Consider the following 25570-nt stretch of genomic DNA (forward strand, 5'->3'; position numbering starts at 1 on the left):
GGGTTTATTGAATGATCAGGTTATTGAACAACAGGTCATCCACCATCGGCTTGCCGGTTTCGTCGTTCATGATCTGCTGGGTCTGCTTCAAGGCTTCCTGACGCAGTTTTTCCTTGGCTTCGATATTGTTCATGGCCTCGGTGGTCTGTTGGGCGAACAGCGCAACCAGCTGATTACGGATCAGCGGCTCGTTGGCCTTCACCGCTGCAGCGGCGGCATCCCCCGTGACACGCAGGGCCACATCGGCCTTGTACACCCTCAGCTTTGCCGAGCCGTCCAAGCCATAGTTGCCCACGAACGGCGGGCTGAGGGTGATGTAACTGACCTTCGGCGCCTCGCCTTCTTTGGCTTCCTCGGCCGTTGCCGTCACAGGCAACGACAGGGCCAGCATCAACATGATCCACGCTTTCACATTCGACTCCTCATACGGTTTGCGGCCCAGCATACCGACCCGCCGTTCAAGCACAAGCTTATGGCCGGCTATCAGGGCAGGGCATGCTCGTTGACCCATTGACTCTCACACCTACACTTATCGGCCATCACTCCCAAAGGAATAGCCCTGATGAAAGCCGTGCTGTGCAAAGAATTCGGTCCTGCCGAATCGCTGGTGCTGGAAGACGTCGCCAGCCCCGTCGCGAAGAAGAACGAAGTGCTGCTGGATGTGCATGCCGCCGGCGTGAACTTCCCTGACACGCTGATCATCGAGGGCAAATACCAATTCAAACCACCCTTCCCGTTTTCCCCCGGCGGCGAAGCAGCGGGCGTCATCAGCGCCGTGGGCGAAAAGGTCAGCCACCTGAAGGTCGGTGACCGGGTCATGGCGTTGACCGGCTGGGGCAGCTTTGCCGAACAGGTGGCCGTGCCAGGCTACAACGTGTTGCCCATCCCCTCGTCCATGGACTTCAACACCGCCGCCGCCTTCAGCATGACCTACGGCACGTCGATGCATGCCCTCAAGCAACGGGCCAACCTGCAACCCGGCGAAACCCTGCTGGTGCTCGGTGCATCGGGCGGCGTCGGCCTGGCGGCCGTGGAGATCGGCAAGGCCATGGGCGCCCGGGTGATTGCCGCCGCCAGCAGTGCAGAGAAGCTGGCCGTGGCCAAGGCTGCCGGTGCCGACGAACTGATCAACTACAGCGAAACCAGCCTCAAGGATGAAATCAAACGCCTCACCGACGGCCAAGGCGCCGATGTGATTTACGACCCGGTGGGCGGCGATCTGTTTGACCAGGCCATTCGCGCCATCGCCTGGAACGGCCGGCTATTGGTGGTCGGCTTTGCCAGCGGACGCATCCCCGAGCTTCCGGTAAACCTGGCCCTGCTCAAGGGCGCCGCCGTGGTCGGCGTGTTCTGGGGCTCCTTCGCCCAACGCCAACCCCAGGACAACGCCGCCAACTTCCAGCAATTGTTTAGCTGGTTCACCGAAGGCAAGCTCAAGCCACTGGTCTCGCAGGTGTATCCATTGAGCAACGCCGCCCAGGCGATCAATGACCTGGGCCAGCGCAAAGCCGTGGGGAAGGTGGTGGTGCAGGTGCGTTGATAGTCAATCAAGCGGTCCGCGTGCCAAAAGCGGCGGACCGCGTGACGATTGAATCTGGCGATCAAGGCAAAACGCCCGGCGCCCGGCATCTACTTGCCGAAAAACACATCGGACACGTAGCGGCGCGTGTAATGGAACGAGCGCAACTTCTGCACCCATGGTTGGCGCCATGCACGTTGATGTCCGAGCACTTCCAGGCCTCGGCCAATTTGTCTGCATCGATCGGCTCGCCCTCCGGATGGAATTCCAACGATTCCACGGCTTGCGTCTGCGCTGCCGGGGAGGCTGGCTCGGGATTGTTCTCGGGCACCCATAAAACCTGAGCGGCCCAACTCGCACTGCCCAAGCACAGCAGCATCACAGCACACCCCCTCATACCGTTCCTCACCTGAATGCCAGCTCCGGCAGAAACGTGAAGTGTAAAGAGCGAGGCTCATTAGTTGAATGGCGAGACTTCTGTGTTGGTTGAAGGACGTTTCCTACTTTCTTGTCCCGCAACGATGGAGTGCAGGAGTAAAGAGACCTTACAAGGCAATTCCTACAACGCCATCGGCGTATTTCTGCGCGACATGTTCATTTAAGAACATTCATTCAGGGAAATTTCCATTGTTTAAGTGATGAGAAGCGATGCTATTTTCGGTAACGAAACTGTAACATTCGCATCCGCAGTCATAACAAGAATCTGGAGCCCTTGAATGTTTGCTTTCTTTCGTCCTGCCGTACATCAGGCGCCCCTGCCTGAAGAAAAAATAGACAGCACCTACCGACGCCTTCGCTGGCAGATTTTCGCCGGCATCTTCATCGGCTACGCCGGTTATTACCTGCTGCGCAAAAACTTCTCCCTGGCCATGCCGTACCTGATCGACGAGGGCTACACCCGGGGTCAGTTGGGTCTGGCCATGTCGGCCATTGCCATCGCCTACGGGCTTTCGAAGTTCCTGATGGGCCTGGTGTCCGACCGTTCCAACCCGCGCTATTTCCTGCCATTCGGTTTGCTGGTCTCGGCGGGGGTGATGTTCATTTTCGGTTTCGCACCTTGGGCAACATCCAGCGTAACCATGATGTTCATCCTGCTGTTCATCAATGGCTGGGCCCAGGGCATGGGTTGGCCACCCAGCGGCCGGACCATGGTGCACTGGTGGTCGCAGAAAGAACGCGGCGGTGTGGTGTCCGTCTGGAACGTGGCGCATAACGTCGGCGGTGGCTTGATTGGGCCGTTGTTCCTGCTTGGGATGGGCTGGTTCAATGACTGGCATGCGGCGTTTTATGTACCGGCGGCCGTGGCGCTACTGGTGGCGCTGTTTGCCTTCGCGACCATGCGCGACACCCCGCAATCGGTAGGCTTGCCGCCGATCGAAAAATACAAGAACGATTACCCGGAAGGCTACGACGCCAGTCACGAGAACGAGTTCAGCGCCAAGGAAATCTTCGTCAAGTACGTGCTGCGCAACAAAATGCTCTGGTACATCGCCATGGCAAACGTCTTTGTTTACCTGCTGCGCTACGGCGTGCTGGACTGGGCGCCCACCTACCTCAAGGAAGCCAAAGGCTTCACGGTGGATAAAACCTCCTGGGCGTACTTCTTGTATGAGTGGGCAGGCATCCCCGGCACGTTACTGTGCGGCTGGATGTCGGACAAAATCTTCCGCGGCAACCGTGGCCTGACGGGCATGGTGTTCATGGCGCTGGTGACCGTGGCGACACTTGTGTACTGGCTGAACCCGGCCGGCAACCCGACCGTGGACATGATCGCCCTGGTTTCGATTGGCTTTCTGATCTACGGCCCGGTGATGCTGATTGGTTTACAGGCGCTGGAGCTGGCGCCAAAGAAAGCCGCCGGCACCGCTGCCGGGTTCACAGGCCTGTTTGGCTACCTGGGCGGCTCGGTCGCGGCCAGTGCTGCCATGGGCTACACAGTGGACCACTTCGGCTGGGACGGTGGTTTTGTATTGCTGGTGGGCGCTTGCCTGCTGGCGATGGCATTCCTCGCGCCAACCTTGTGGCACAAGCAAATCGCTAGTCAGAGCCGCGAAGCGGTGGCCTGATCCAGGGCTGATTTGCAGCGTTTGAGCCGCGCCTCCAGATTCCGGTCTGGCATGGCGTGGCTGCGCAAGGCGTGGATGGTCTGCTCGACATAATCGCGCGTGGTGCCATAGCGCCCACAGGCGCTTTCGAACACCTGGCTCAGCACATGATCCGGCAAGTTGCCGGCATAGCTGGGCAGGTGTCGCTCCAGCACGAAACCCAAGGCCTGCACCCGGCTGCCATCTTCGAGACGGCAACTGAGCCAGTGCGGACGATAGGACGGGAACGGCATCTCGCGCTGCCACAAGGCAAACAGCGAATCCTCAAGATTGTCTTGTGGCAATCGATAGGCAAAACCGCTGCACGAACCGCCGCGATCCAGCCCAAACACCAGCCCCGGCAATTCAGGGGTGCCACGGTGTTCGTGAGACCACAAATACAAACCGCGATGATAACCGTGAACCCGGCCGCGCACCCGCTCCACCGCCGTGCATTCCGGCCGCCAGATCAACGAACCATAAGCGAACAACCACACTGGCCCGCCCTGGTGCAGACTCATGGTCGATTGCATCGACGTGCGCAGCTGCTCATGGGTCAGCTGCGGCCCCAGGTCGAGGCGTGGCGGGTATGGGGCGCTGGCAAAGGCGGATTCGATAGCGGTCATGGCCGGTAGCAGTTGGCTCCTCGCGGGTCGGAAGTGGGGTAGCGCCGTCATGACACTGACGCTGATCAGAATCAAGGCAAGTTGGATGCCATGAATGCCTGGAACTCAGGCATATACCTTAACGACATCCAGCGCGCGTACTAAATATCGAATCGATATATCGCCAGGTATATGACCCTGTGGGAGCAAGGCTCGCCCGCGATGAGAGCGATGCAGTCTTTCAGAGAGCGAGGTGCCTGTTTCGCGAGCAAGCTTTGCTCCCACAAAGCTGAAATTCTCTCGCTACAAAAAAACAGACCTCAATCAAGCTTCAAGAGCCGCTCAAGAGCGGCTCAAGAGCGCGGCGCATAGGCAAACACGTCGGCGCGCATTTGGTGGGCGTCCATTCCGGCCTCTACCAAGGCATCGAGCGTGGCATAGATCATGGCCGGCGAACCGCTGGCATAGACATGCACATCCTTGAGATTGCTGATGTCCTCGCACACAGCTTCGTGAAGCATCCCGCAACGACCTGTCCAGCCGCACAGGTCGCTGACGACTTTGTGCAGATACAGGTTCGGCAGTTTTTTCCACTCATCCCAATGCTCGATTTCATAGAAATCTTCCGGACGCCGCACCCCCCAATACAGATGCACAGGGTGCTTGAAACCCGCTGCGCGGCAATGTTCGATCAGGCTGTGCATCTGCGCCATGCCGGTACCGGCGGCAATCAACACCAGTGGGCCCTCCGGCAACTCGGACAAATGGGTGTCGCCAAAGGGCATTTCGATGCGCACATTGGGGTTACGCTGAAGTTGCTCCAACAATGTCTGCGCACTGTTTTCGCGCACTAATACGTGCAATTGCAGCTCGCGCCCCGAATGCGGCGCCGAGGCCAGGGAAAACGCCGATTTCTCGCCATTTTCCCGCTCGATCATCAGGTACTGCCCCGCGTGATAGCGCGGCGGCTTGCCCGCCGGCGCGCGCAGGCGTACTCGCCAGACATCACCGCCCACGTCGGCGCATTCAGTGACCTGGCACGCCAGGCTGCGCACCGGCAACTCGCCCGGTGACAGCACGCCATCCCAGAGCACCACACAGTCCTCCAGGGGCTCGGCAATGCAGGTGAAAATCTCACCGTGATCGCGCACTTCACCCGCCTGCTTCACGCGGCCTTCCACTAACAGCGCACCACAGACATGGCAGTTGCCATTGCGGCAGCTTTGCGGGCACTCGTAGCCCAGGCGTCGCGCGCCATCGAGAATCCGCTCGGCGGGCCGGATATCCAACACCGCCCCGGAAGGCTGCAAGGTTACACGCATCAATCTATTCCTAACTGATTCCAGATGGCATCGATCCGTTGGGTAACGGCTTCATCCTTGACGATCACCCGGCCCCACTCACGGGTGGTTTCACCGGGCCATTTGTGCGTGGCATCGAGTCCCATCTTCGACCCCAGGCCGGACACCGGCGAGGCAAAGTCGAGGTAATCGATCGGCGTATTCTCGATCATCACCGTGTCACGCTTGGGGTCCATGCGCGTGGTGATGGCCCAGATCACGTCGTTCCAGTCTCGTGCGTTGATATCGTCGTCAGTGACAATAACGAACTTGGTGTACATGAACTGTCGCAAAAACGACCAGACCCCCAGCATGACTCGCTTGGCATGTCCCGGGTACGACTTCTTCATGGTCACCACGGCCATGCGGTAAGAGCAGCCTTCCGGCGGCAGGTAGAAGTCGGTGATCTCGGGAAATTGCTTCTGCAGGATCGGCACGAACACTTCGTTCAGAGCCACCCCGAGAATGGCCGGCTCATCAGGCGGACGGCCAGTGTAGGTACTGTGGTAAATCGGCTTGATCCGATGCGTAATGCGCTCGACGGTGAACACCGGAAAGCTGTCGACTTCATTGTAGTAGCCGGTGTGGTCGCCATACGGACCTTCATCGGCCATTTCGCCGGGATGGATCACGCCTTCAAGAATAATCTCGGCAGTGGCCGGCACTTGCAGGTCGTTCCCGCGGCATTTCACCAGTTCGGTGCGGTTGCCACGCAACAGCCCGGCGAAAGCATATTCGGAGAGGCTGTCAGGCACTGGCGTGACAGCGCCGAGAATGGTCGCCGGGTCCGCGCCGAGGGCCACGGACACCGGAAACGGTTGCCCAGGATGTTTTTCACACCATTCCCGGTAATCCAGTGCACCGCCACGGTGGCTCAGCCAGCGCATGATGACCTTGTTCCGGCCAATGACCTGCTGACGGTAGATACCGAGGTTCTGACGGTCCTTGTTCGGACCTTTGGTGACGGTCAGGCCCCAGGTAATCAGCGGCCCCACGTCGCCCGGCCAGCAGGTCTGTACCGGCAACATTGCCAGGTCGACATCGTCGCCTTCGATCACCACTTCCTGGCAGATGGCGTCCTTGACGACTTTCGGCGCCATGGAAATGATCTTGCGGAAGATCGGCAGCTTGGACCACGCATCCTTCAGGCCTTTGGGCGGCTCAGGCTCCTTGAGAAACGCCAGCAGCTTGCCGATCTCGCGCAATTCGCTGACGGCTTCGGCGCCCATGCCCAAGGCCACGCGCTCCGGCGTGCCGAACAGGTTGCCCAGCACCGGGATGTCATAACCGGTCGGGTTTTCAAACAACAGCGCCGGGCCTTTGGCTCGCAGCGTACGGTCGCAGACCTCGGTCATTTCCAGTACGGGGGACACCGGCACCTGGATGCGCTTGAGTTCGCCGCGCTGTTCCAGACCGCTGATAAAGTCGCGCAAGTCGCGATACTGCATGCAAAAGCCTCATGGTAGCCGTGGCGTTCGGGGGCCCGAGTTTAACGCCGCCCGTTCAAAATAGTGAATGCACGGATAGCAAAAAGCCGGGTTTCCCCGGCTTTGCTGCCCTGCCTGATCGATTACTTGCGTTTCATCGACAGGAAGAACTCATCGTTGGTCTTGGTCTGCTTCAACTTATCGACCAAAAACTCGATGGCAGCGACTTCATCCATAGGATGCAGGAGCTTGCGCAGGATCCACATACGCTGCAGCTCGTCGTCGGCGGTCAGCAACTCTTCGCGGCGGGTGCCGGAACGGTTGATATTAATGGCCGGGAAGACGCGCTTTTCAGCGATCTTGCGATCCAGAGGCAGTTCCATGTTACCGGTGCCTTTGAATTCCTCGTAGATCACTTCGTCCATCTTCGAGCCGGTTTCAACCAGCGCGGTGGCGATGATGGTCAGCGAGCCGCCTTCTTCGATGTTGCGCGCGGCGCCGAAGAAACGTTTCGGTTTCTCCAGGGCGTGGGCATCGACACCACCGGTCAGCACCTTGCCGGAGCTCGGGATCACGGTGTTGTAGGCACGGGCCAGGCGGGTGATGGAGTCCAGCAGGATCACCACGTCTTTCTTGTGTTCGACCAGGCGCTTGGCCTTCTCGATCACCATTTCGGCAACCTGCACGTGGCGGGTCGGCGGCTCGTCGAACGTCGAGGCAACCACTTCGCCGCGCACGGTGCGCTGCATCTCGGTCACTTCTTCCGGACGCTCGTCGATCAGCAGCACGATCAGATGAACTTCAGGGTTGTTACGAGCGATATTGGCCGCGATGTTCTGCAGCATGATCGTCTTGCCCGCTTTCGGCGGCGCCACGATCAGACCGCGCTGGCCCTTGCCGATAGGTGCGCACAGGTCGATGACCCGGCCGGTGAGGTCTTCAGTGGAACCGTTACCGGCTTCCATCTTCATGCGCACGGTCGGGAACAGCGGGGTCAGGTTCTCGAAGAGAATCTTGTTCTTCGCGTTTTCCGGACGATCGAAGTTGATCGTGTCGACCTTGAGCAGCGCGAAGTAACGCTCGCCTTCCTTCGGAGGGCGGATCTTGCCAACGATGGTGTCACCGGTGCGCAAGTTGAAACGACGGATCTGGCTCGGCGAGACGTAGATATCGTCTGGGCCGGCAAGATAGGAAGCGTCTGCGGAGCGGAGAAAGCCGAAGCCGTCCTGGAGAATCTCCAGCACGCCATCACCGGAGATTTCCTCGCCGCTTTTCGCGTGCTTTTTGAGCAGGGAGAAAATCACGTCCTGCTTGCGCGAACGGGCCATATTTTCTATGCCCATCTGTTCGGCCAATTCGAGCAGTTCGGTAATCGGCTTTTGCTTGAGTTCAGTCAGATTCATATAGGAATGACGTAATCATTTATGGAGGGGGGAAATTAAGCTTTTGGCTTAATGAGGCCGCGCCGCGGAGAAGGCGACAGGATCGCGTACTTATTCGAAAGGAGTGCGTCGGCGACGGCTTGCAGGGGGCAAAGGAGAAACCAGTGCGGGGCCGAATGTAACACCTGAGTTTGCGAGCGTCTAGCCCCGAGTAACGAAAAAAGCCCCGCGATTAGCGGGGCTTTTTCAACAGCATTCGGCGCTTAGATGTTGGCGTCGATGAAAGCAGCCAGTTGCGACTTCGACAGTGCGCCAACCTTGGTGGCTTCGACATTACCGTTCTTGAACAGCATCAGCGTCGGGATACCACGCACGCCATACTTGGGCGGGGTTTCCTGATTCTCGTCGATATTGAGCTTGGCAATGGTCAGCTTGCCAGCGTAGGTGTCAGCGATTTCGTCCAGGACCGGGGCGATCATTTTGCATGGACCGCACCACTCAGCCCAATAGTCGACCAGTACCGCGCCTTCGGCCTTGAGTACGTCAGCCTCGAAGCTAGCGTCGCTAACATGTTTGATCAGATCGCTGCTCATGGAATCTCCGGGATTGTCAGCAAAAAAACGTGGCCCATCATAGCTGCCCTTACCGGGTTCAGGAAGCCGCAGTTGATTGAGTCTCGCTATGGTGTCCGATGTATTTGGGTATGACGCCCGTCATGGGGCAGCCGGGGCCACGAAGGAAATTCCGGTGCGCAGTGCGGCGTTACGTACGTGTTCCTGCATGGCTTTTTGCGCGCCACCCGAAGCGCGACGGGCCAGGGCCCGAAGGATCTTGCGATGCTCCTGCCAGGTCTCCATCGCCCGCTCCGCCCTGATGAACGGCAGTTTCTGGCTCTCCAGGAAGATGTCGGCGCTGGCGGTGAGAATACTCAGCATCGCCTGGTTGCCGCTGGCCTGCAGGATGCGCCGATGGAACTCGAAATCCAGCCGCGCCGCTGCGTCGAAATCCCCTGCCTTGAGCTCCCGACGCATGGCCTCGACGTTGTCCTCCAATGTGTCGAGTTCATCGGCGCTCAACGTCACCGCCGCCAACCCGGCCGCGAAACCCTCCAGGGCATAACGCAACTGGAAGATATCCACCGGCGAAGCCTGGGCCGCGAACGGCCAGCCCGGGGCCAGTTCGCTGCGCGAAACCTCCACCGACGACTGCACGAACACACCCTTGCCCGGCTGTACGCTGATGACGCCCAGCGCACTCAACGATGAAAGCGCTTCACGCAGCGAGGCGCGACTCACCCCCAGTTGCAACGCCAGGTCCCGTTGCGACGGCAGCGCATCCCCGGGAGCGAAGCCTTCATCGACGATCAGTTTACGGATGGCTTGCAGCGCCACTTCGGGCACTGCGCGAGAGATGGAATTCATGGTTTTTCAGACGAACCGGGCCAGTGAGCGACCAGTTGTAAAGCTAAACGCCGCGCCCGGCAAGTCGTGCTCCACTTGGGTTCGGCGGCAAATACCAACGCTCGATAACGGTGCGAAACGCGGCGCAACTGTTCAGACCAGTAAGACCTCATCCCACCAGTAAAACCGTGGCTTTGGCAGATTAAAAACCAGCTTGGCATGGCCTGTGCTCTGTCCGAACGCAGAAATCACATCACCGATGCGGAGATTCGCCATGATCAAGCGTTACAGCGCCCTGCTTACCGCCCTGTTCGCCAGCCTGATGCTCACTCATCTGCCCGCTCAAGCGGACGGCCTGGAAGACGTGGTCAAGCGTGGCACCCTCAAAGTCGCAGTCCCCCAGGACTTCCCGCCGTTCGGCTCGGTTGGCCCGGACATGAAGCCGCGCGGCCTGGACATCGACACCGCGAAACTGCTGGCCGATCAGCTCAAGGTCAAGCTTGAACTGACCCCCGTCAACAGCACCAACCGCATTCCGTTCCTGACCACCGGCAAGGTTGACCTGGTGATCTCCAGCCTGGGCAAGAACCCCGAGCGTGAAAAAGTCATCGACTTCTCCAGCGCCTACGCGCCGTTCTACCTCGCGGTATTCGGCCCGCCCGAGGCCGCCATCAATGGCCTGGACGATCTCAAGGGCAAGACCATCAGCGTCACCCGCGGCGCCATCGAAGACATCGAGCTGACCAAGGTCGCTCCCCAAGGCGCCACGATCAAACGCTTTGAAGACAACAACTCGACCATCGCCGCCTACCTGGCCGGTCAGGTGGACCTGATCGCCAGCGGCAACGTGGTGATGGTCGCGATCAGCGAACGCAACCCCAAGCGCGTCCCGGCGCTGAAAGTAAAACTCAAGGATTCGCCAGTGTATGTGGGCGTGAACAAGAACGAGCCGGCGCTGCTGGACAAGGTCAACCAGATCCTGGCCACTGCCAAGACCGATGGCAGCCTGGAGAAAAACTCCCAGACCTGGCTCAAGCAGCCGCTGCCGGCCGATCTCTGACCGTCGCCTGAGAGGTTGAGCATGGCTTATCAGTTCGATTTTATGCCGGTGGTGCAGAACACCGAGCTGCTGTTGCGCGGTGCCTTGTTCACCTTGGAGTTGACGGCCATCGGCGCGCTGCTCGGGGTTGGCCTGGGCATCGTCGGTGCCGTGGTGCGGGCGTGGCATATTCGTCCGTTCTCGGCGATCTTCGGCGTGTACGTGGAGCTGATCCGCAACACGCCATTCCTGGTGCAGCTGTTTTTCATTTTCTTCGGCCTGCCGTCCCTGGGCTTGCAGATATCCGAATGGCAGGCAGCGGTACTGGCAATGGTGATCAACCTCGGCGCCTACTCCACCGAGATCATCCGCGCCGGCATCCAGGCCATTCCGCGTGGGCAGCTGGAAGCCGCCGCGGCTCTGGCAATGAGCCGTTTCGAAGCCTTTCGTCATGTGGTGCTGCTGCCGGCGCTGGGCAAGGTCTGGCCGGCCCTGAGCAGCCAGATCATCATCGTGATGCTCGGCTCGGCGGTCTGCTCGCAGATCGCCACTGAAGAGCTGAGCTTTGCCGCCAACTTCATTCAGTCCCGTAATTTCCGCGCGTTCGAAACCTATGCACTGACCACGCTGATCTACTTGTGCATGGCGCTGTTGATCCGCCAGTTCCTGAACTGGGTGGGGCGCCGCTACATTGCCAGGAGCAGCCAATGAGCGATTTCACTTTCTGGGACGTGGTGCGCAACCTGCTCACGGGCCTGCAATGGACCCTGGCATTGTCGCTGGTGGCGTTTATCGGGGGCGGCGTGATCGGCTTGCTGGTGATGGTGCTGCGCATTTCCAAAAGCGCCCTGCCCCGCAATATTGCTCGCACCTACATTGAGCTGTTCCAGGGCACACCGCTGTTGATGCAGCTGTTCCTGGTGTTCTTCGGCGTAGCCCTGGCCGGGGTGGAAATCTCGCCGTGGATGGCGGCGGCGATTGCCTTGACGCTGTTTACCAGTGCCTATCTGGCGGAGATCTGGCGCGGCTGCGTCGACGCGATTCCCAACGGCCAGTGGGAAGCCTCGGCGAGCCTGGCCCTCAACCCGCTGGAGCAGTTGCGCTACGTGATCCTGCCCCAGGCCTTGCGCATCGCCGTGGCGCCGACCGTGGGGTTTTCGGTGCAAGTGGTCAAGGGCACGGCAGTGACCTCGATCATTGGCTTTACCGAACTGACCAAGACCGGCGGCATGCTCGCCAACGCCACGTTCGAGCCGTTCATGGTGTACGGCCTGGTGGCCCTCGGTTACTTCCTGCTTTGCTACCCCTTGTCCCTCAGTGCGCGCTACCTGGAAAGGAGACTGCATGCCTCTGCTTAGAATTTCCGCCCTGCATAAATACTACGGCGATCACCACGTGCTTAAAGGCATCGACCTGAGCGTCGAGGAAGGCCAGGTCGTGGCGATCATCGGTCGCAGCGGTTCGGGCAAATCCACCCTGTTGCGCACCCTCAATGGTTTGGAGTCGATCAACGACGGCGTGATTGAAGTCGACGGTGAATACCTCGACGCCGGTCGCGCCGATCTGCGCAGCCTGCGGCAGAAAGTCGGGATGGTGTTCCAGCAATTCAACCTGTTCCCGCACCTGACCGTCGGTGAGAACGTGATGCTCGCGCCGCAGGTTGTTCAAAAAGTACCCAAGGCCAAAGCGGCTGAATTGGCACGCCAGATGCTGGAGCGAGTCGGACTCGGGGAGAAATTCGACGCCTTTCCGGACCGCCTGTCCGGCGGCCAGCAACAGAGGGTCGCCATCGCCCGCGCCCTGGCGATGTCGCCAAAAGTCCTGCTGTGCGACGAAATCACCTCCGCCCTGGACCCGGAACTGGTCAATGAAGTGCTCGGCGTGGTGCGACAGCTGGCCAAGGACGGCATGACCCTGATCATGGTCACCCACGAGATGCGCTTCGCCCGTGAAGTAGGGGACAAGCTGGTGTTCATGCACCAGGGCAAGGTGCATGAGACGGGGGACCCCAAGGTGCTGTTCGCCGATCCGCAGACGGTGGAACTGGCGAATTTTATCGGGACGGTCGAGTCGGCGACCTGAGGTTCTGCTGCGCCGTTTCTGGCCTCATCGCGAGCAGGCTCGCTCCCACTTTGATCGCGACTCGGTCACTTGTGGGAGCGAGCCTGCTCGCGATTGACGCGAAGCGATCGCCTTTGCGTTGGCGTAAGCGGTTGATCGTGGCAGGATGGCAAGGTTATCGACCGAGACTTTTTGACCATGCCGCCATCCCAAGCCAAGAATCTGTCCCTGATCGCAGCCATAGACCTGGGCTCCAACAGCTTCCACATGGTCGTCGCCAAGGCCCAGAACGGGGAAATCCGAATTCTTGAGCGGCTCGGCGAGAAGGTCCAACTGGCCGCCGGCATCGACGAAGAGCGCCAGCTGAGCGAAGAATCCATCCAGCGCGGGCTCGATTGCCTCAAGCGGTTCGCCCAACTGATCAACGGCATGCCCCTGGGCGCGGTACGGATCGTGGGCACCAACGCATTGCGCGAGGCGCGCAACCGCGGCGAATTCATCCACCGCGCCGAAGAGATCCTCGGCCATCCGGTGGAAGTCATTTCCGGGCGTGAAGAAGCCCGTCTGATTTACCTCGGTGTCTCCCATACGCTGGCAGACACACCGGGCAAACGCCTAGTGGCGGACATCGGTGGCGGCAGTACCGAATTCATCATTGGCCAGCGCTTCGAGCCGCTGCTGCGCGAAAGCCTGCAAATGGGTTGCGTCAGCTACACCCAGCGTTATTTCCGCGACGGCAAGATCACCCCGGCGCGCTACGCCCAGGCCTATACGGCGGCTCGCCTGGAAATCATGAGCATCGAACATGCCCTGCACCGCCTGACCTGGGATGAAGCCATTGGCTCCTCGGGCACCATTCGCGCCATTGGCCTGGCCCTCAAGGCCGGCGGCCATGGCACTGGCGAGGTCAACGCTGAAGGCCTGGCCTGGCTCAAGCGCAGGCTGTTCAAGCTCGGCGACTCGGACAAGATCGATTTCGAAGGCATCAAGCCTGACCGCCGGGCGATTTTCCCGGCGGGCCTGGCGATCCTCGAAGCGATTTTCGACGCCCTCGAACTGCAACGCATGGACCACTGCGAGGGTGCCCTGCGCGAAGGCGTGCTCTATGACCTACTCGGGCGCCATCACCATGAAGACGTCCGTGAGCGCACCCTGGGCTCGCTCATGGAGCGTTACCACGTCGATCAGGAACAGGCCGCACGGGTCGAACGCAAAGCGCTGCACGCCTTCGACCAGGTGGCCGACGACTGGGATCTGAACGACGGGGTCTGGCGCGAATTGCTGGGCTGGGCCGCCAAGGTGCATGAGGTGGGCCTGGACATCGCCCACTATCACTACCACAAACACGGCGCCTACCTGATCGAGCATTCGGACCTGGCAGGCTTCTCCCGCGAAGACCAGCAGATGCTCGCGCTATTGGTACGTGGCCACCGGCGCAATATTCCCAGGGATAAATTCGCCGAGTTCGGCAATGACGGCATCAAACTGATTCGTCTGTGCGTGCTGCTGCGCTTTGCGATCCTGTTCCACCACATCCGCGGTACCCAGCAGATGCCTCAGGTGGTCCTGCGCGCCGACGGAGCTCAACTGGATGTGCTGTTTCCCGAGGGCTGGCTGGAGGAGAACCAACTGACCCAGGCCGACTTCGCCCAGGAAGCTGAATGGCTTACCCGAGTCGGGATCGTGCTGAACATCCACTGATTGCTCACTGGAGTGAGCTGCAATCCCTGTGGCGAGGGAGCTTGCTCCCGCTGGAGGGCGAAGCCCTCCCAAGAATTCAGGGCCGCTTTGCAGCCCAGCGGGAGCAAGCTCCCTCGCCACAAAAGCTAAGCCTGCCTCTACCTCTTAACGAACCGTCAGCAATGGGCTGCCCAAGCGCTCCAGCAATGTCGCCTGGGCGCTGCGGGCATTCTGGTTGCCGGTCGGCGTGTTGCGGATATAGCGACCGTCCGATTGCAGGCTCCAGCTGTGGGTGTTGTCGGTGAGGTAGCTTTCCAGCTCCTTCTTGACCCGCAGGATCAGCTTCTTGCCTTCCACCGGGAAGCAGGTCTCGACGCGCTTGTCGAGGTTGCGCTCCATCCAGTCGGCGCTGGACAGGAACATCTGCTCCTCCCCACCGTTGAGGAAGTAGAACACCCGGGTATGTTCCAGGAAGCGGCCGATGATCGAGCGTACATGGATGTTGTGGGAAACCCCCGGGATACCCGGCCGCAGGCAGCACATGCCGCGCACCACCAGGTCGATGCGCACGCCCGACTGGCTGGCCTTGTACAACGCGCGGATGATCTTCGGATCGGTCAGCGAGTTGAATTTGGCGATGATGTGCGCCGGCTTGCCGTCCAGGGCGAACTGCGTCTCCCGGGCAATCATGTCGAGCATGCCCTTTTTCAAGGTGAACGGCGCGTGCAGCAGTTTTTTCATGCGCAGGGTCTTGCCCATGCCGATCAACTGACTGAACAGCTTGCCGACGTCTTCGCACAAGGCATCGTCGGAGGTCAGCAGACTGTAGTCGGTGTACAGACGGGCGTTGGCGGCGTGATAGTTGCCGGTGCCCAGGTGGGCGTAACGCACGATCTCGCCGGCCTCGCGCCGCAGGATCAGCATCATCTTGGCGTGGGTCTTGAAGCCGACCACACCATAAATCACCACCGCACCGGCCGCTTGCAGACGACTGGCCAGTTGCAGGTTGGACTCTTCATCGAAGCGCGCCCGCAATTCGATCACTGCCGTGACCTCTTTGCCGTTACGCGCCGCGTCCACCAAGGCGTCGACGATTTCCGAGTTGGCGCCGCTGCGATACAGGGTCTGGCGCACCGCCAATACGTGGGGATCCTTGGCCGCCTGGCGCAGCAGGTCGACCACGGGCGTGAACGACTCGAACGGGTGCAGCAGCAGAATGTCCTGCTTGCTGATCACGCTGAAAATGTTTTCGCTGTTTTGCAGCAACTTCGGGATCTGCGGCGTGAACGGCAAATATTGCAGTTCCGGATGGCTGTCCAGACCGGTGATGCTGAACAGTCGGGTCAGGTTGACCGGACCGTTGACCTGATACAGCTCGGTCTCATGCAGGTTGAACTGCTTGAGCAGGTAGTCGGACAGGTGTTTGGGGCAAGTGTCGGCCACTTCCAGGCGCACCGCATCACCGTAGCGGCGCGAGAACAGCTCGCCGCGCAGGGCGCGGGCCAGGTCTTCGACGTCTTCGGTGTCTACCGACAGGTCGGCGTTACGGGTCAGGCGGAACTGGTAGCAACCCTTCACCTTCATGCCCTGGAACAGGTCGTCGGCGTGAGCGTGGATCATCGACGACAGGAACACATAATTGTCACCGGGCCCGCCGACGTCTTCCGGCACGCGGATGATGCGCGGCAACAAGCGTGGCGCGGGGATGATCGCCAGGCCGGAATCGCGACCGAAGGCGTCGATGCCTTCAAGCTCGACAATGAAGTTCAGGCTCTTGTTGACCAGCAGCGGGAACGGGTGCGTCGGGTCGAGGCCGATCGGGGTGATGATCGGGGCGATCTCGTCGCGGAAATAGCGGCGCACCCAAGTCTTGAGCTTGGTGTTCCAGTTGCGCCGACGAATGAAGCGAACCTGATGCTTTTCCAGTTCGGGCAACAGAATGTCATTGAGAATCGCGTACTGGCGGTCAACGTGGCCGTGGACCAGCTCGCTGATGCGGGCCAGAGCCTGGTGCGGCTGCAGGCCGTCGGCACCGGCCTGTTCACGGGCGAAGGTGATCTGCTTTTTCAGGCCGGCGACGCGAATCTCGAAGAACTCGTCCAGGTTGCTGGAAAAGATCAGCAGGAACTTGAGCCGTTCCAGCAGCGGGTAGGACTCGTCCAGCGCCTGCTCCAGCACGCGGATGTTGAACTGCAGTTGCGACAGCTCGCGATGGATGTACAGGCTGCTGTCATCCAGGTTGGGAATGACAATCGCAGGGGCCACGGGGGCCTCGGGCACCACCGGCGGCGTAGGCACGGCCTCATGCTCCGGCGGTGTTTCGGCGACCTGCTCGACCACGGGCTGAGCGTCTTTTACGGCAACTTCAGAGAGTCCTTCGGTATTCATCACAAGTTCCTGGGAGGCTATTTCTGCTCTCGTAACAATTGGGCGGCGCGCACAGCAAAGTAAGTCAGGATGCCATCAGCTCCTGCACGTTTGAAAGCGGTCAAGGACTCAAGGATCACTCCTTCGCCCAACCAGCCGTTCTGGATTGCCGCCATGTGCATGGCGTACTCGCCGCTGACCTGATAGACAAAGGTCGGTACTTTGAATTCGTCTTTGACCCGGCAAAGAATGTCGAGGTAAGGCATGCCCGGCTTGACCATGACCATATCAGCCCCTTCTGACAAGTCCGCCGCCACTTCGTGCAAGGCTTCCTCGCTGTTGGCCGGGTCCATCTGATAAGAGGCCTTGTTGGCCTTGCCCAGATTCAGCGCCGAGCCGACCGCATCACGGAACGGGCCGTAATAGGCGCTGGCGTACTTGGCCGAGTAGGCCATGATCCGCACATTGACATGTCCGGCCACTTCAAGCGCCTCACGGATCGCCTGGATGCGACCGTCCATCATGTCCGACGGCGCCACCACCTGGGCACCGGCCTCGGCGTGAGACAACGCCTGCCTGACCAGTGCATCGACGGTAATGTCATTCTGCACATAGCCTTCTTCATCGAGAATGCCGTCCTGCCCATGCGTGGTGAACGGGTCCAGCGCCACGTCGGTGATCACGCCCAGTTCCGGGAAACGGGCACGCAGGGCCCGAGTCGCGCGCTGGGCGATGCCATCGGGGTTCCAGGCTTCGGCGGCGTCCAGGGACTTGAGCCCGGCAGGCGTGACCGGGAACAGCGCCAGCGCCGGAATACCCAGCTCGACCCACTTGGCAGCTTCTTCAAGCAACAGGTCGATGGTCAGGCGCTCTACCCCGGGCATCGATGCCACGGCCTCGCGACGGTTCTCACCGTCCAGCACGAACACCGGCAGGATCAGGTCATCGGTGGTCAGCACGTTTTCACGCACCAGCCGACGAGAGAACTCATCACGGCGATTGCGACGCAGACGGGTAGCGGGGAACAGACGATTGGCGGGGGTAAAGCTCACGGCAGACTCCTGAGCCCGCGCTGACGGGCGAGCGTGACAGTTATAGACGGCCATTATGACGAACAGATGACAGATATGTGCACCTGCGTCCCGTCGTCGCAGTCATTGTCGTTGCAGGAAATGTTCACGTCGAGACACATCTCGATACTTTCCTGAATGTGTCCGAAGGGTTAGGCTGCGCGTTCATTTCGCCAGCACCCAGACAATGCTCCAGCAATTTCTCCATGACTTCGGCTACCTGGCCTTGTTTATCGGCACGTTCTTCGAAGGCGAAACCATCCTCGTGCTCGCAGGCTTCCTGGCGTTCCGTGGCTACATGGACATCAATCTGGTGGTGGTGGTGGCGTTCTGCGGCAGCTACGCGGGCGATCAGTTGTGGTACTTCATGGGGCGCAAGCACGGCCGCAGGCTACTGGCGCGAAAACCTCGCTGGCAGTTGATGGGCGATCGGGCGCTGGAGCACATTCGCCGGCATCCAGACATCTGGGTCCTGAGTTTTCGCTTCGTCTACGGCTTGCGCACAGTCATGCCGGTGGCCATCGGGCTGTCGGGCTATCCGCCGGGCCGCTATCTGTTGCTCAACGGTATCGGCGCGGCGATCTGGGCCACTGCCCTGGCCGCCGCCGCGTACCACTTCGGCGCGGTGCTCGAAGGCATGCTGGGTAGCATCAAGAAATATGAGTTGTGGGTACTCGGTGCCCTGCTGGTGCTGGGGCTGTGCCTGTGGCTGCGTCGACGTATCAAGAATGCACGGCTGGCCAGGAAAGTCCTCGAAGCCGAACGGCTGGAGCAAGCCAGGACCCACGAGCCTACGACGCCAGCCGAGTGACCCGGCTGCGACAGCAATACAGCCCGATGCCACTGAGCAGGCTGTAGCTGAGCAACCCAACCCAGGCCACGGGGCTGGCCGGCCACAACCCCACCAGCGGCGCCAGCCACACCAGTGGTAAATTCAGGACCAGCCGCAACAGCTCCAGCCTCAGGGCCCACGGGCGATTCTCCAGGGCCACGCCCAACACAAACAAACCCAGCGCCACCGTGCCCCAACCCAACACCAGGGCAGCAACCGACAGGCTGTTCTCCAGGTTCATCAAGTAACTGCCCAGCGCAATGTAGGTACAGAACTGCAACGCCACGTACCACTGCTGGCGGCCGTCCAGCGGCACCTCGAATTTGCGGAACTGACTCAGGTCCGGCTTGTTCAGCGGGTACCGCGCCGCCACATCCGCCGGACGCCAACCGGTGGGCATAAACCAGATCCGCAGTTTGTCTCGCCAGCGCTCTGCCCGTCGCGCATCCGCCCACAATTGCGCATAGAACTGCAGGTTGGCCCACAACGGATTCCAGCTCGCCAGCGGCGTGGTCACGCCAAAAATCACCGGTTCGTTAGCGTCTTCTTCCTGAAAGGTGCGAAACAGACGGTCCCAAATAATGAACACCCCGCCGTAATTGCGATCCATGTAAAGAGGGTTCTGTGCATGGTGGGCGCGATGATTGGACGGCGTAACGAAACACCACTCCAGCCAGCCGAGCTTGGGGATGTGTTGGGTGTGGACCCAGAACTGATACAGCAGATTCAACGCCGCCACGCTGACGAACACCACCAGCGGCACGCCGGCCACCGCCAGCGGCAGGTAGAAAATCCAGCTCAACACAAACCCGGTGCTGGTCTGGCGCAACGCCGTGGAGAGGTTGTAGTCCTCGCTCTGATGATGGACCGAATGGGCCGCCCAGAGGATGTTGCGCTCATGGCCCATGCGGTGCAGCCAGTAATAACAGAAGTCGTAGAACACGAAGGCCAATACCCAGACCCAGGCCTGGTCGGCAGACAAGTGGATAACGGCCAGGTGTTCCAAGGCAAACGCGTAGGTCACCAACCCCACGCCCTTGGTCAGCAAACCGGTCGTGGTGGAGAGCACGCCGGTGCTCAGGCTGTTGATGGCGTCTGCCACGCGGTAATGGCTCACACCCCGCCAGCGGTCGGCCAGCAACTCGACGGCAATCAGCACAAAGAAAAACGGCACGGCATACAGAATGAAATTCATGACGCAACCCGAGCAGACAAAGCAGGGAGATAGTCGGCAGATTAGGTGTAGCTGCTCGATAACCCTATGGCAACGAGTGACAAATTAGTGGACATTTAACGCCATGAATCTGGAGAAAAGCCCATGAGCAAAAAAGTTGCAGTGATCCTTTCCGGCTGTGGCGTGTATGACGGTGCAGAGATCCAAGAAAGCGTGATCACCTTGCTGCGCCTCGACCAGCGCGGCGCACAGGTGCAGTGTTTCGCCCCCGACATCGCGCAGTTGCAGGTCATCAATCACCTGACCGGCGAGCAGATGCCCGAGAGCCGCAACGTGCTGGTGGAGTCCGCCCGGATCGCTCGGGGCAATGTAAAGGATTTGCGCGAAGCCAACGTCGAGGACTTCGACGCGCTGATCGTGCCTGGCGGTTTCGGCGCGGCGAAGAACCTCTCCAACTTTGCCGTCGAAGGCGCGGGCTGCACCGTCCAGCCTGAGGTTCTGGCGCTGACCGAAGCCTTTGCCGAGGCCGGAAAACCGGTGGGGCTGATCTGCATTTCCCCGGCCCTGGCGGCAAAAATCTATGGTCCGGGGGTGACCTGTACCATTGGCACAGATACCGACACTGCCGCCGCCGTCACCAAAATGGGCGGCATCCACGAAGACTGCGCTGTCACCGATATCGTCGAAGATACTGCGCGCAAGCTGGTCAGCACGCCGGCCTACATGCTGGCGCAGAACATCAGCGAAGCGGCTTCGGGGATCAATAAACTGGTGGACCGGGTGCTGGAGTTGACTCACGAGAATGACGAGTAACACCACCCTTCAATGTGGGAGCGAGCCTGCTCGCGATGGCGTCAGTTCAGTTGATGTATCTGTTTGCTGACACACCGTCATCGCGAGCAGGCTCGCTCCCACAAGAGGTCCGAGCAAGACTCAGGAAGTTCGGGCCAAGCGCGTCAGTATCCGATCCAGCGCATTGGCGAACCCTTGCTTGTCCCGCTCGCTGTACGCTGCCGGACCGCCACCCACGTGGCCCTGCTCACGCAAGTCGGTGAACAGATTGCGCACCGCCAGCCGGTCGCCCATGTTCTGCGCATCGAACTCCTTGCCCCGCGGATCCAGTGCCGCAACCCCCTTCTTCACCAGCCGGTCAGCCAACGGTACGTCGCTGCAGATCACCAGCTCACCCGGTACGGCATGCTCCACCAGGTAATCGTCCGCCGCGTCAGGCCCGCTGGGCACCACGATCAGCTTCACGCAGGCCAGGGCCGGCTTGATCTGCGGTTGGCCGGCCACCAGCACCACTTCGAAGCGGCGTTTCAAGGCGAACTTGACCACCAGCTCCTTCGCGGCCTTGGGACAAGCGTCGGCGTCGATCCATACACGCATTGAGTGGTTTCCTCTAATTAGAAGCATCGCGGGCAAGCCTTGCTCCCACAGGCGAATACTGACTGTGGGAGCAAGGCTTGCCCGCGATTATGAGCGCAGCGAATGCTGTTCAGGAAACCTGGACCCTACGCTTCTCCGCCACCCTACTGCGCCCGTACAACACCACAATGGCCACGATCGCCACCACTTGGGCGGCCAAGGAATAAGCATCGGCATGAATGCCCAGCCAGTCGAAATCGAAGAACGCCACCGGACGGGTGCCAAAGATCCCGGCTTCCTGCAGCGCCTTCACGCCATGACCGGCGAAAACCACCGACAGCGCGCAGAGCAATCCGGCATTGATGCTGAAAAACAACGCCAGCGGCAGTTTCGCCGAGCCGCGCAGAATCACCCAGGCCAACCCCACCAACAGCACCAGCGCCGTGGCGCCGCCAGCCAACACGGCATCATGCCCGGCGGGACCGGCTTGCAGCCACAGGGTTTCGTAGAACAGGATCACTTCGAACAGCTCGCGATAGACCGAGAAAAACGCCAGGATCGCAAAACCGAAACGTCCGCCGCCGCCCACCAGACTGCTCTTGATGTAATCCTGCCAGGCCGCCGCGTGACGTCGGTCGTGCATCCACACACCCAGCCACAGCACCATCACACTGGCAAACAAGGCCGTTGCGCCTTCGAGCAATTCGCGCTGGGCGCCGCTGACGTCAATCACATAAGCGGCCAGCCCCCAGGTCGCCAGACCAGCCAGCAGCGCCAGCCCCCAACCGACGTTGACGCTGCGAACCGCGGACTGTTGGCCGGTATTGCGCAGGAACGCCAGGATCGCCGCCAGCACCAGAATCGCTTCCAGCCCTTCGCGAAGCAGAATCAGCAAGCCCGAGATGTAACTCAGCGACCAGCTCAAACCGTCGCCACCCAGCAGATCCGCCGACTCCGTCAGCTTGGCCTTGGCCGCGTCCAGGCGCTGCTCGGCCTGCTCGACCGACAAGCCATCCTGCAACGACTGACGGTAGGCCATCAGCGCTTTTTCAGTGTCCTTGCGCACATTGGCATCGACGTTATCCAGCGAACTTTCCACCAGCTCGAAACCTTCCAGGTAAGCCGCTACCGACAAGTCATAGGCTTGGTCGTGATCACCGGCGCGATACGCCGCGATGCTCTTGTCCAGGGTGGTGGCGGTGTAGTCGAGCAACTGCGCCGGGCCACGCTGCACTTGTGGCGGCTGGGCACGCTGGGCACGAAAGGTGGCTGCCGCTTCAGGGCCCTGCGCCGCGAGGATTTCGGCCGGTGTCTGGCGCGCCAGATCAGCGAGGTTGAAGGTCTGTCCGCTTTTAGCGGCCGCCGGATCGGCGCTGAAGCTGGCGATGTACGTCGCCAGGTCCCAGCGCTGACGGTCGTCGAGCTGATCGGCAAAGGCCGGCATGTCAGTGCCTTCGACGCCCATGCCAAGCGTGTTGTAGATCGCGTAGAGACTCAGATGATCCAGGCGCGCCCCATCGCGCAGGTTGGCGGGTGCAGGCTCCAGGCCGACACCGGCAGGACCGTCGCCCGCCCCGCTGTCACCGTGGCACACCGAGCAATTTTGCGCATACAGCGGCGCACCGCGGGCCGGGTCCGGGGTGATCACCGGCGCCTGACTGACCTCATACGCCACCGCCAGTCTGGCCCCCAGTTGCCGCGCCAGGCGGGCGACCTCATCGCCGTCCTGATGCGCGGTGATGGCGCTGCGCAAGGCGCCGACGCCTTGTGTCAGCTCTGCTTTTTCAGGTTTGGCTGGCAGCGCAACGATCAGCCCTTCCAGGCGCTGGGTAAATTCCAGTTGCTCGCGGTATTCAGACTCGTCGACAACCTTGCCCGCCTGCACCGTCGCCGGATAATCCGCCCCGATGTAATCCAGTAAATGCAGCGCCTGGGGGGCGCCCTCCAGGGTGTCGGCCAATAGATTGGCGCTGCATAGCGCAAACAACGGCAGCGCTAGCCAGGCCAGAAAACGGTACGGGGCAGTCATGAATGACTCTCAGATGGAAATAAGAAGTAACACATTGTTCACTTCCAATGACCTTGACTCAAGGGTTGATGTGTTTCTGAAGCAGATTTCATCGGATCTTCACGCTTGGATGTGATGTCACAAAAACTGCATTACGAGATTAAAAAGCCATTACATAGCCAACGGCCATGTTTATAATCCCGCCGCCCTCTTATTGTCCGAAGGCATAAAAGCTCCTCCGGTTATGAGGAACCGACAGCGCCCGGCGCTCGTCCGTGGATCGTCCCAGCCCGACCCGCACCCCCGGCTGATACCTCAGGGAAGAAGTATTCATGGCATCCCGTGCCGCTCTTTCGATCGCCCTCGGCGCGATCACCTTGTTGTCTGGCTGCTCTGCGTTTCGCAACTACGACAGCGAATTGGCCCAGACCAATCAGCAACTGGCTTCCGGCAACGTCGACGCGGCGTTGACCCTGCTGGAGAAGAACAACACCAGCCAAGACAAAGACCTGCTGTATTTCTTCGAAAAAGGCGAACTGTTGCGCGCCAAGGGCGACCTGCCCGGCAGTCAGGCTGCCTGGTCCAGCGCCGATCAGCAGGTGGGTCAGTGGGAAGATGCAGTCAAGCTCGACACAGGCAAATATCTGGCACAGTTCGGCAGCTTTCTGGTCAACGATAAAGTTCGACGCTACGAAGGCTATGACTACGAAAAGGTCATGCTGACCACGCAGATGGCCCTGAACCAGCTGGCCGTGAACGACTTCGACGGCGCGCGGATGCAGATCAAGAAAACCCACGAGCGCGAAGCGGTGATTGCCGACCTGCGGGACAAGGAATACCTCAAGCGCGAGGAAGACGCCGAGAAGCAAGGGGTCAAGACCGAGTACAAGGACCTGCAGGGCTACCCGGTGGCCAGCCTCGACGCGCCGGAAGTGATCAGCCTGAAAAACAGCTATCAGAGTGCGTTCAGCCATTACCTGGCCGGGTTCGTCTATGAAGCCTTGGGCGAAAAAGACCTGGCCGCTCCGGGTTATCGCAAAGCCGCCGAACTGCGTCCGAATACGCCGTTGCTGGAGCAGGCATTGATCAACCTCGACAAGCCCGCTGGCAAGAAGGATGAAAGCGACATCCTGATTGTGGTGCAGAGCGGCCTGGCGCCGTCCCGGGACTCGATCCGCATTCCCCTGCCCCTGCCCATCAGCGGCAATGTGGTGATCACGCCACTGTCATTCCCCCTGATCAAGCCTGACACCTCCACCGCCACGTTCACTCAAATCGGTGTCGACGGTCGTCAACTGGACCTGACCCAGCTCAACAGCACCACAGCAATGTCCCGCCGCGCCCTGCGCGACGACATGCCCGGCATCATCCTGCGCACAACCGTGCGCGCGATCACCCGTGGCGTGGCGCAAAAACAGATCAACGAAACCAATCCCCTGGCCGGCCTCGCGGTGGGCCTGACCTCGGCCGTGCTGGAAGGCGCGGACACCCGGACCTGGCGCACCCTGCCGGACTACACCCAAGTGGTGCGTCTGCGCCTGAAAAAAGGTGAACACCAGGTCACCTTGCCGAATGCGGTGGGCGGTTCGGTGGTCAAGGTCACCGTCGATCAGCGTTACCAGGTCATCAGCCTGCGGGCGGTGGGCAATCAGGTCTTCGCCGGTGGCCTGGCCGCCCAGGTGATCCCGAGCACCAACCCGACCGCCGTCGCCAGCATCAAGCAACCTTAAGAACGGAGTCTTGTTCAAATGCGTTTAAAACTGATCACCCTCGGTGTCCTGGCCTTGCTGGCCGGTTGCGCCACCCCTGCGCCGCCGGAGCCGGGCAGCGCCGCCAGCAAAGTCGTGGCCATGGGCAAGCAGAAAAACATCGTGGTCGGCGCCATGCGCGTGGCCCGGGAAAACGGCTACCTGACCGTCAATGTGCAGTTGAGCAACACCAGCTTCAACAACAAGACGATGTACTACCGCTTTGCCTGGTTGGGACCGGAAGGCTTTCCGGTTGCCGAGGAAGAAACCTGGAAAAGCCTGACGCTGTACGGCGAACAAACCAGTTTCCTGCCGGCTATCGCACCGACCCCCAAGGCTGTGGATTTCCGATTGGAAATCAATACGCCTTGAGCCACACACCTGTGGGAGCGAGCTTGCTAGCGATAGCAATGCATCAACCAGCAATGCGCTTGGCTGACAGACCGCTATCGCGAGCAGGCTCGCT

Annotated in this window: 23 protein-coding genes; 11 read left to right on the forward strand and 12 right to left on the reverse strand. The window is 60.5% G+C overall.

Features of this window, described 5'->3' with window-relative positions; genetic code table 11:
* Positions 1-4: 4 nt before the first annotated feature.
* On the reverse strand, positions 5-412 hold the full coding sequence (locus tag MKS85_RS15125) for a flagellar basal body-associated protein FliL (protein WP_076386501.1): 408 nt from the start codon (positions 410-412) through the stop codon (positions 5-7).
* A gap of 150 nt (positions 413-562) precedes the next feature.
* Here MKS85_RS15125 and MKS85_RS15130 point away from each other — a divergent pair, with 150 nt between their 5' ends.
* Both MKS85_RS15130 and glpT read left to right on the forward strand, forming a co-directional pair.
* Positions 563-1540: an NADPH:quinone oxidoreductase family protein gene (locus tag MKS85_RS15130; RefSeq protein ID WP_076383061.1), complete on the forward strand. Its 978-nt coding sequence runs from the start codon at positions 563-565 to the stop codon at positions 1538-1540.
* 695 nt (positions 1541-2235) lie between these two features.
* Positions 2236-3585, forward strand: a complete 1350-nt coding sequence (gene glpT / locus MKS85_RS15135; protein WP_139048909.1) for a glycerol-3-phosphate transporter — start codon at positions 2236-2238, stop codon at positions 3583-3585.
* Here the strand turns inward: glpT and MKS85_RS15140 are convergent.
* The 6 genes from MKS85_RS15140 to MKS85_RS15165 all read right to left on the reverse strand — a co-directional run bounded on the left by MKS85_RS15140 (position 3561) and on the right by MKS85_RS15165 (position 9778).
* The gene (locus tag MKS85_RS15140; protein ID WP_047226092.1) at positions 3561-4229 is read right to left on the reverse strand and encodes a gamma-glutamylcyclotransferase; all 669 of its coding nucleotides are present in this window, start codon (positions 4227-4229) and stop codon (positions 3561-3563) included. The two genes, glpT and MKS85_RS15140, sit on opposite strands and share 25 nt — an antisense overlap.
* Before the next feature lie 332 nt (positions 4230-4561).
* Positions 4562-5530 (reverse strand): CDP-6-deoxy-delta-3,4-glucoseen reductase, encoded by a 969-nt coding sequence (locus MKS85_RS15145; RefSeq protein ID WP_047226093.1) that lies wholly within the window; start codon positions 5528-5530, stop codon positions 4562-4564.
* Positions 5530-6996 carry a 4-hydroxy-3-polyprenylbenzoate decarboxylase gene (ubiD, locus tag MKS85_RS15150; protein WP_039590257.1) on the reverse strand — a complete coding sequence of 489 codons (1467 nt, stop codon included), beginning with the start codon at positions 6994-6996 and terminating at the stop codon, positions 5530-5532. The genes MKS85_RS15145 and ubiD overlap by 1 nt, the downstream gene beginning before the upstream one ends.
* A 122-nt stretch (positions 6997-7118) precedes the next feature.
* Positions 7119-8378, reverse strand: a complete 1260-nt coding sequence (gene rho / locus MKS85_RS15155) for a transcription termination factor Rho (protein WP_025216061.1) — start codon at positions 8376-8378, stop codon at positions 7119-7121.
* Between the two features lie 242 nt (positions 8379-8620).
* Positions 8621-8950 carry a thioredoxin TrxA gene (gene trxA, locus MKS85_RS15160; RefSeq protein WP_047226095.1) on the reverse strand — a complete coding sequence of 110 codons (330 nt, stop codon included), beginning with the start codon at positions 8948-8950 and terminating at the stop codon, positions 8621-8623.
* A gap of 120 nt (positions 8951-9070) precedes the next feature.
* Complete coding sequence (locus MKS85_RS15165) at positions 9071-9778, reverse strand: FadR/GntR family transcriptional regulator (protein ID WP_047226096.1); 708 nt, start codon at positions 9776-9778, stop codon at positions 9071-9073.
* A 253-nt stretch (positions 9779-10031) separates the two neighbouring features.
* Between MKS85_RS15165 and MKS85_RS15170 the strand changes: the two genes are divergently transcribed.
* The 5 genes from MKS85_RS15170 to ppx all read left to right on the forward strand — a co-directional run bounded on the left by MKS85_RS15170 (position 10032) and on the right by ppx (position 14558).
* Positions 10032-10817: a transporter substrate-binding domain-containing protein gene (locus tag MKS85_RS15170; RefSeq protein ID WP_139048906.1), complete on the forward strand. Its 786-nt coding sequence runs from the start codon at positions 10032-10034 to the stop codon at positions 10815-10817.
* Positions 10818-10838: 21 nt separating this feature from the next.
* Positions 10839-11507 carry an amino acid ABC transporter permease gene (locus MKS85_RS15175; RefSeq protein ID WP_047226098.1) on the forward strand — a complete coding sequence of 223 codons (669 nt, stop codon included), beginning with the start codon at positions 10839-10841 and terminating at the stop codon, positions 11505-11507.
* Positions 11504-12154, forward strand: a complete 651-nt coding sequence (locus tag MKS85_RS15180) for an amino acid ABC transporter permease (RefSeq protein ID WP_188251430.1) — start codon at positions 11504-11506, stop codon at positions 12152-12154. The genes MKS85_RS15175 and MKS85_RS15180 overlap by 4 nt, the downstream gene beginning before the upstream one ends.
* Entirely contained in the window at positions 12141-12878 is a 738-nt protein-coding gene (locus MKS85_RS15185; protein ID WP_188251431.1) for an amino acid ABC transporter ATP-binding protein, read from the forward strand. Before MKS85_RS15180 ends, MKS85_RS15185 begins: the two co-directional genes overlap by 14 nt.
* Positions 12879-13055: 177 nt before the next feature.
* Positions 13056-14558, forward strand: a complete 1503-nt coding sequence (gene ppx / locus MKS85_RS15190; protein WP_139048905.1) for an exopolyphosphatase — start codon at positions 13056-13058, stop codon at positions 14556-14558.
* Between the two features lie 144 nt (positions 14559-14702).
* On the opposite strand, the gene ppk1 is transcribed toward ppx, so the two are convergent.
* On the reverse strand, positions 14703-16925 hold the full coding sequence (gene ppk1 / locus MKS85_RS15195) for a polyphosphate kinase 1 (protein ID WP_076383067.1): 2223 nt from the start codon (positions 16923-16925) through the stop codon (positions 14703-14705).
* A gap of 17 nt (positions 16926-16942) precedes the next feature.
* Positions 16943-17956 carry a porphobilinogen synthase gene (gene hemB / locus MKS85_RS15200; RefSeq protein WP_047226103.1) on the reverse strand — a complete coding sequence of 338 codons (1014 nt, stop codon included), beginning with the start codon at positions 17954-17956 and terminating at the stop codon, positions 16943-16945.
* Positions 17957-18161: 205 nt separating this feature from the next.
* On the opposite strand from hemB, the gene MKS85_RS15205 reads away from it, so the two are divergent.
* Positions 18162-18785: a DedA family protein gene (locus MKS85_RS15205; RefSeq protein ID WP_047226104.1), complete on the forward strand. Its 624-nt coding sequence runs from the start codon at positions 18162-18164 to the stop codon at positions 18783-18785.
* Here the strand turns inward: MKS85_RS15205 and MKS85_RS15210 are convergent.
* A complete protein-coding gene (locus MKS85_RS15210; RefSeq protein WP_047226105.1) occupies positions 18766-20001 on the reverse strand; it encodes a sterol desaturase family protein in 1236 nt (411 codons plus the stop codon). The genes MKS85_RS15205 and MKS85_RS15210 overlap by 20 nt on opposite strands.
* 123 nt (positions 20002-20124) lie before the next feature.
* Here MKS85_RS15210 and elbB point away from each other — a divergent pair, with 123 nt between their 5' ends.
* Positions 20125-20793 carry an isoprenoid biosynthesis glyoxalase ElbB gene (elbB, locus tag MKS85_RS15215; protein ID WP_047226106.1) on the forward strand — a complete coding sequence of 223 codons (669 nt, stop codon included), beginning with the start codon at positions 20125-20127 and terminating at the stop codon, positions 20791-20793.
* A 120-nt stretch (positions 20794-20913) separates the two neighbouring features.
* Here elbB and MKS85_RS15220 read toward each other — a convergent pair whose 3' ends face one another.
* Both MKS85_RS15220 and MKS85_RS15225 read right to left on the reverse strand, forming a co-directional pair.
* On the reverse strand, positions 20914-21369 hold the full coding sequence (locus MKS85_RS15220) for a YaiI/YqxD family protein (protein ID WP_092395150.1): 456 nt from the start codon (positions 21367-21369) through the stop codon (positions 20914-20916).
* Between the two features lie 109 nt (positions 21370-21478).
* Positions 21479-23377, reverse strand: coding sequence for an FTR1 family protein (locus MKS85_RS15225; protein ID WP_139048902.1), 1899 nt, complete (start codon positions 23375-23377; stop codon positions 21479-21481).
* A gap of 311 nt (positions 23378-23688) precedes the next feature.
* On the opposite strand from MKS85_RS15225, the gene MKS85_RS15230 reads away from it, so the two are divergent.
* On the forward strand, positions 23689-25086 hold the full coding sequence (locus tag MKS85_RS15230; RefSeq protein WP_188251432.1) for a COG3014 family protein: 1398 nt from the start codon (positions 23689-23691) through the stop codon (positions 25084-25086).
* 18 nt (positions 25087-25104) lie between these two features.
* Positions 25105-25476: a YcfL family protein gene (locus tag MKS85_RS15235; RefSeq protein WP_047226110.1), complete on the forward strand. Its 372-nt coding sequence runs from the start codon at positions 25105-25107 to the stop codon at positions 25474-25476.
* The last annotated feature ends 94 nt before the right edge of the window (positions 25477-25570 follow it).

Source organism: Pseudomonas sp. JL2, assembly GCF_031570495.1.
In the GTDB taxonomy this organism is placed as follows: domain Bacteria; phylum Pseudomonadota; class Gammaproteobacteria; order Pseudomonadales; family Pseudomonadaceae; genus Aquipseudomonas; species Aquipseudomonas rhizophila.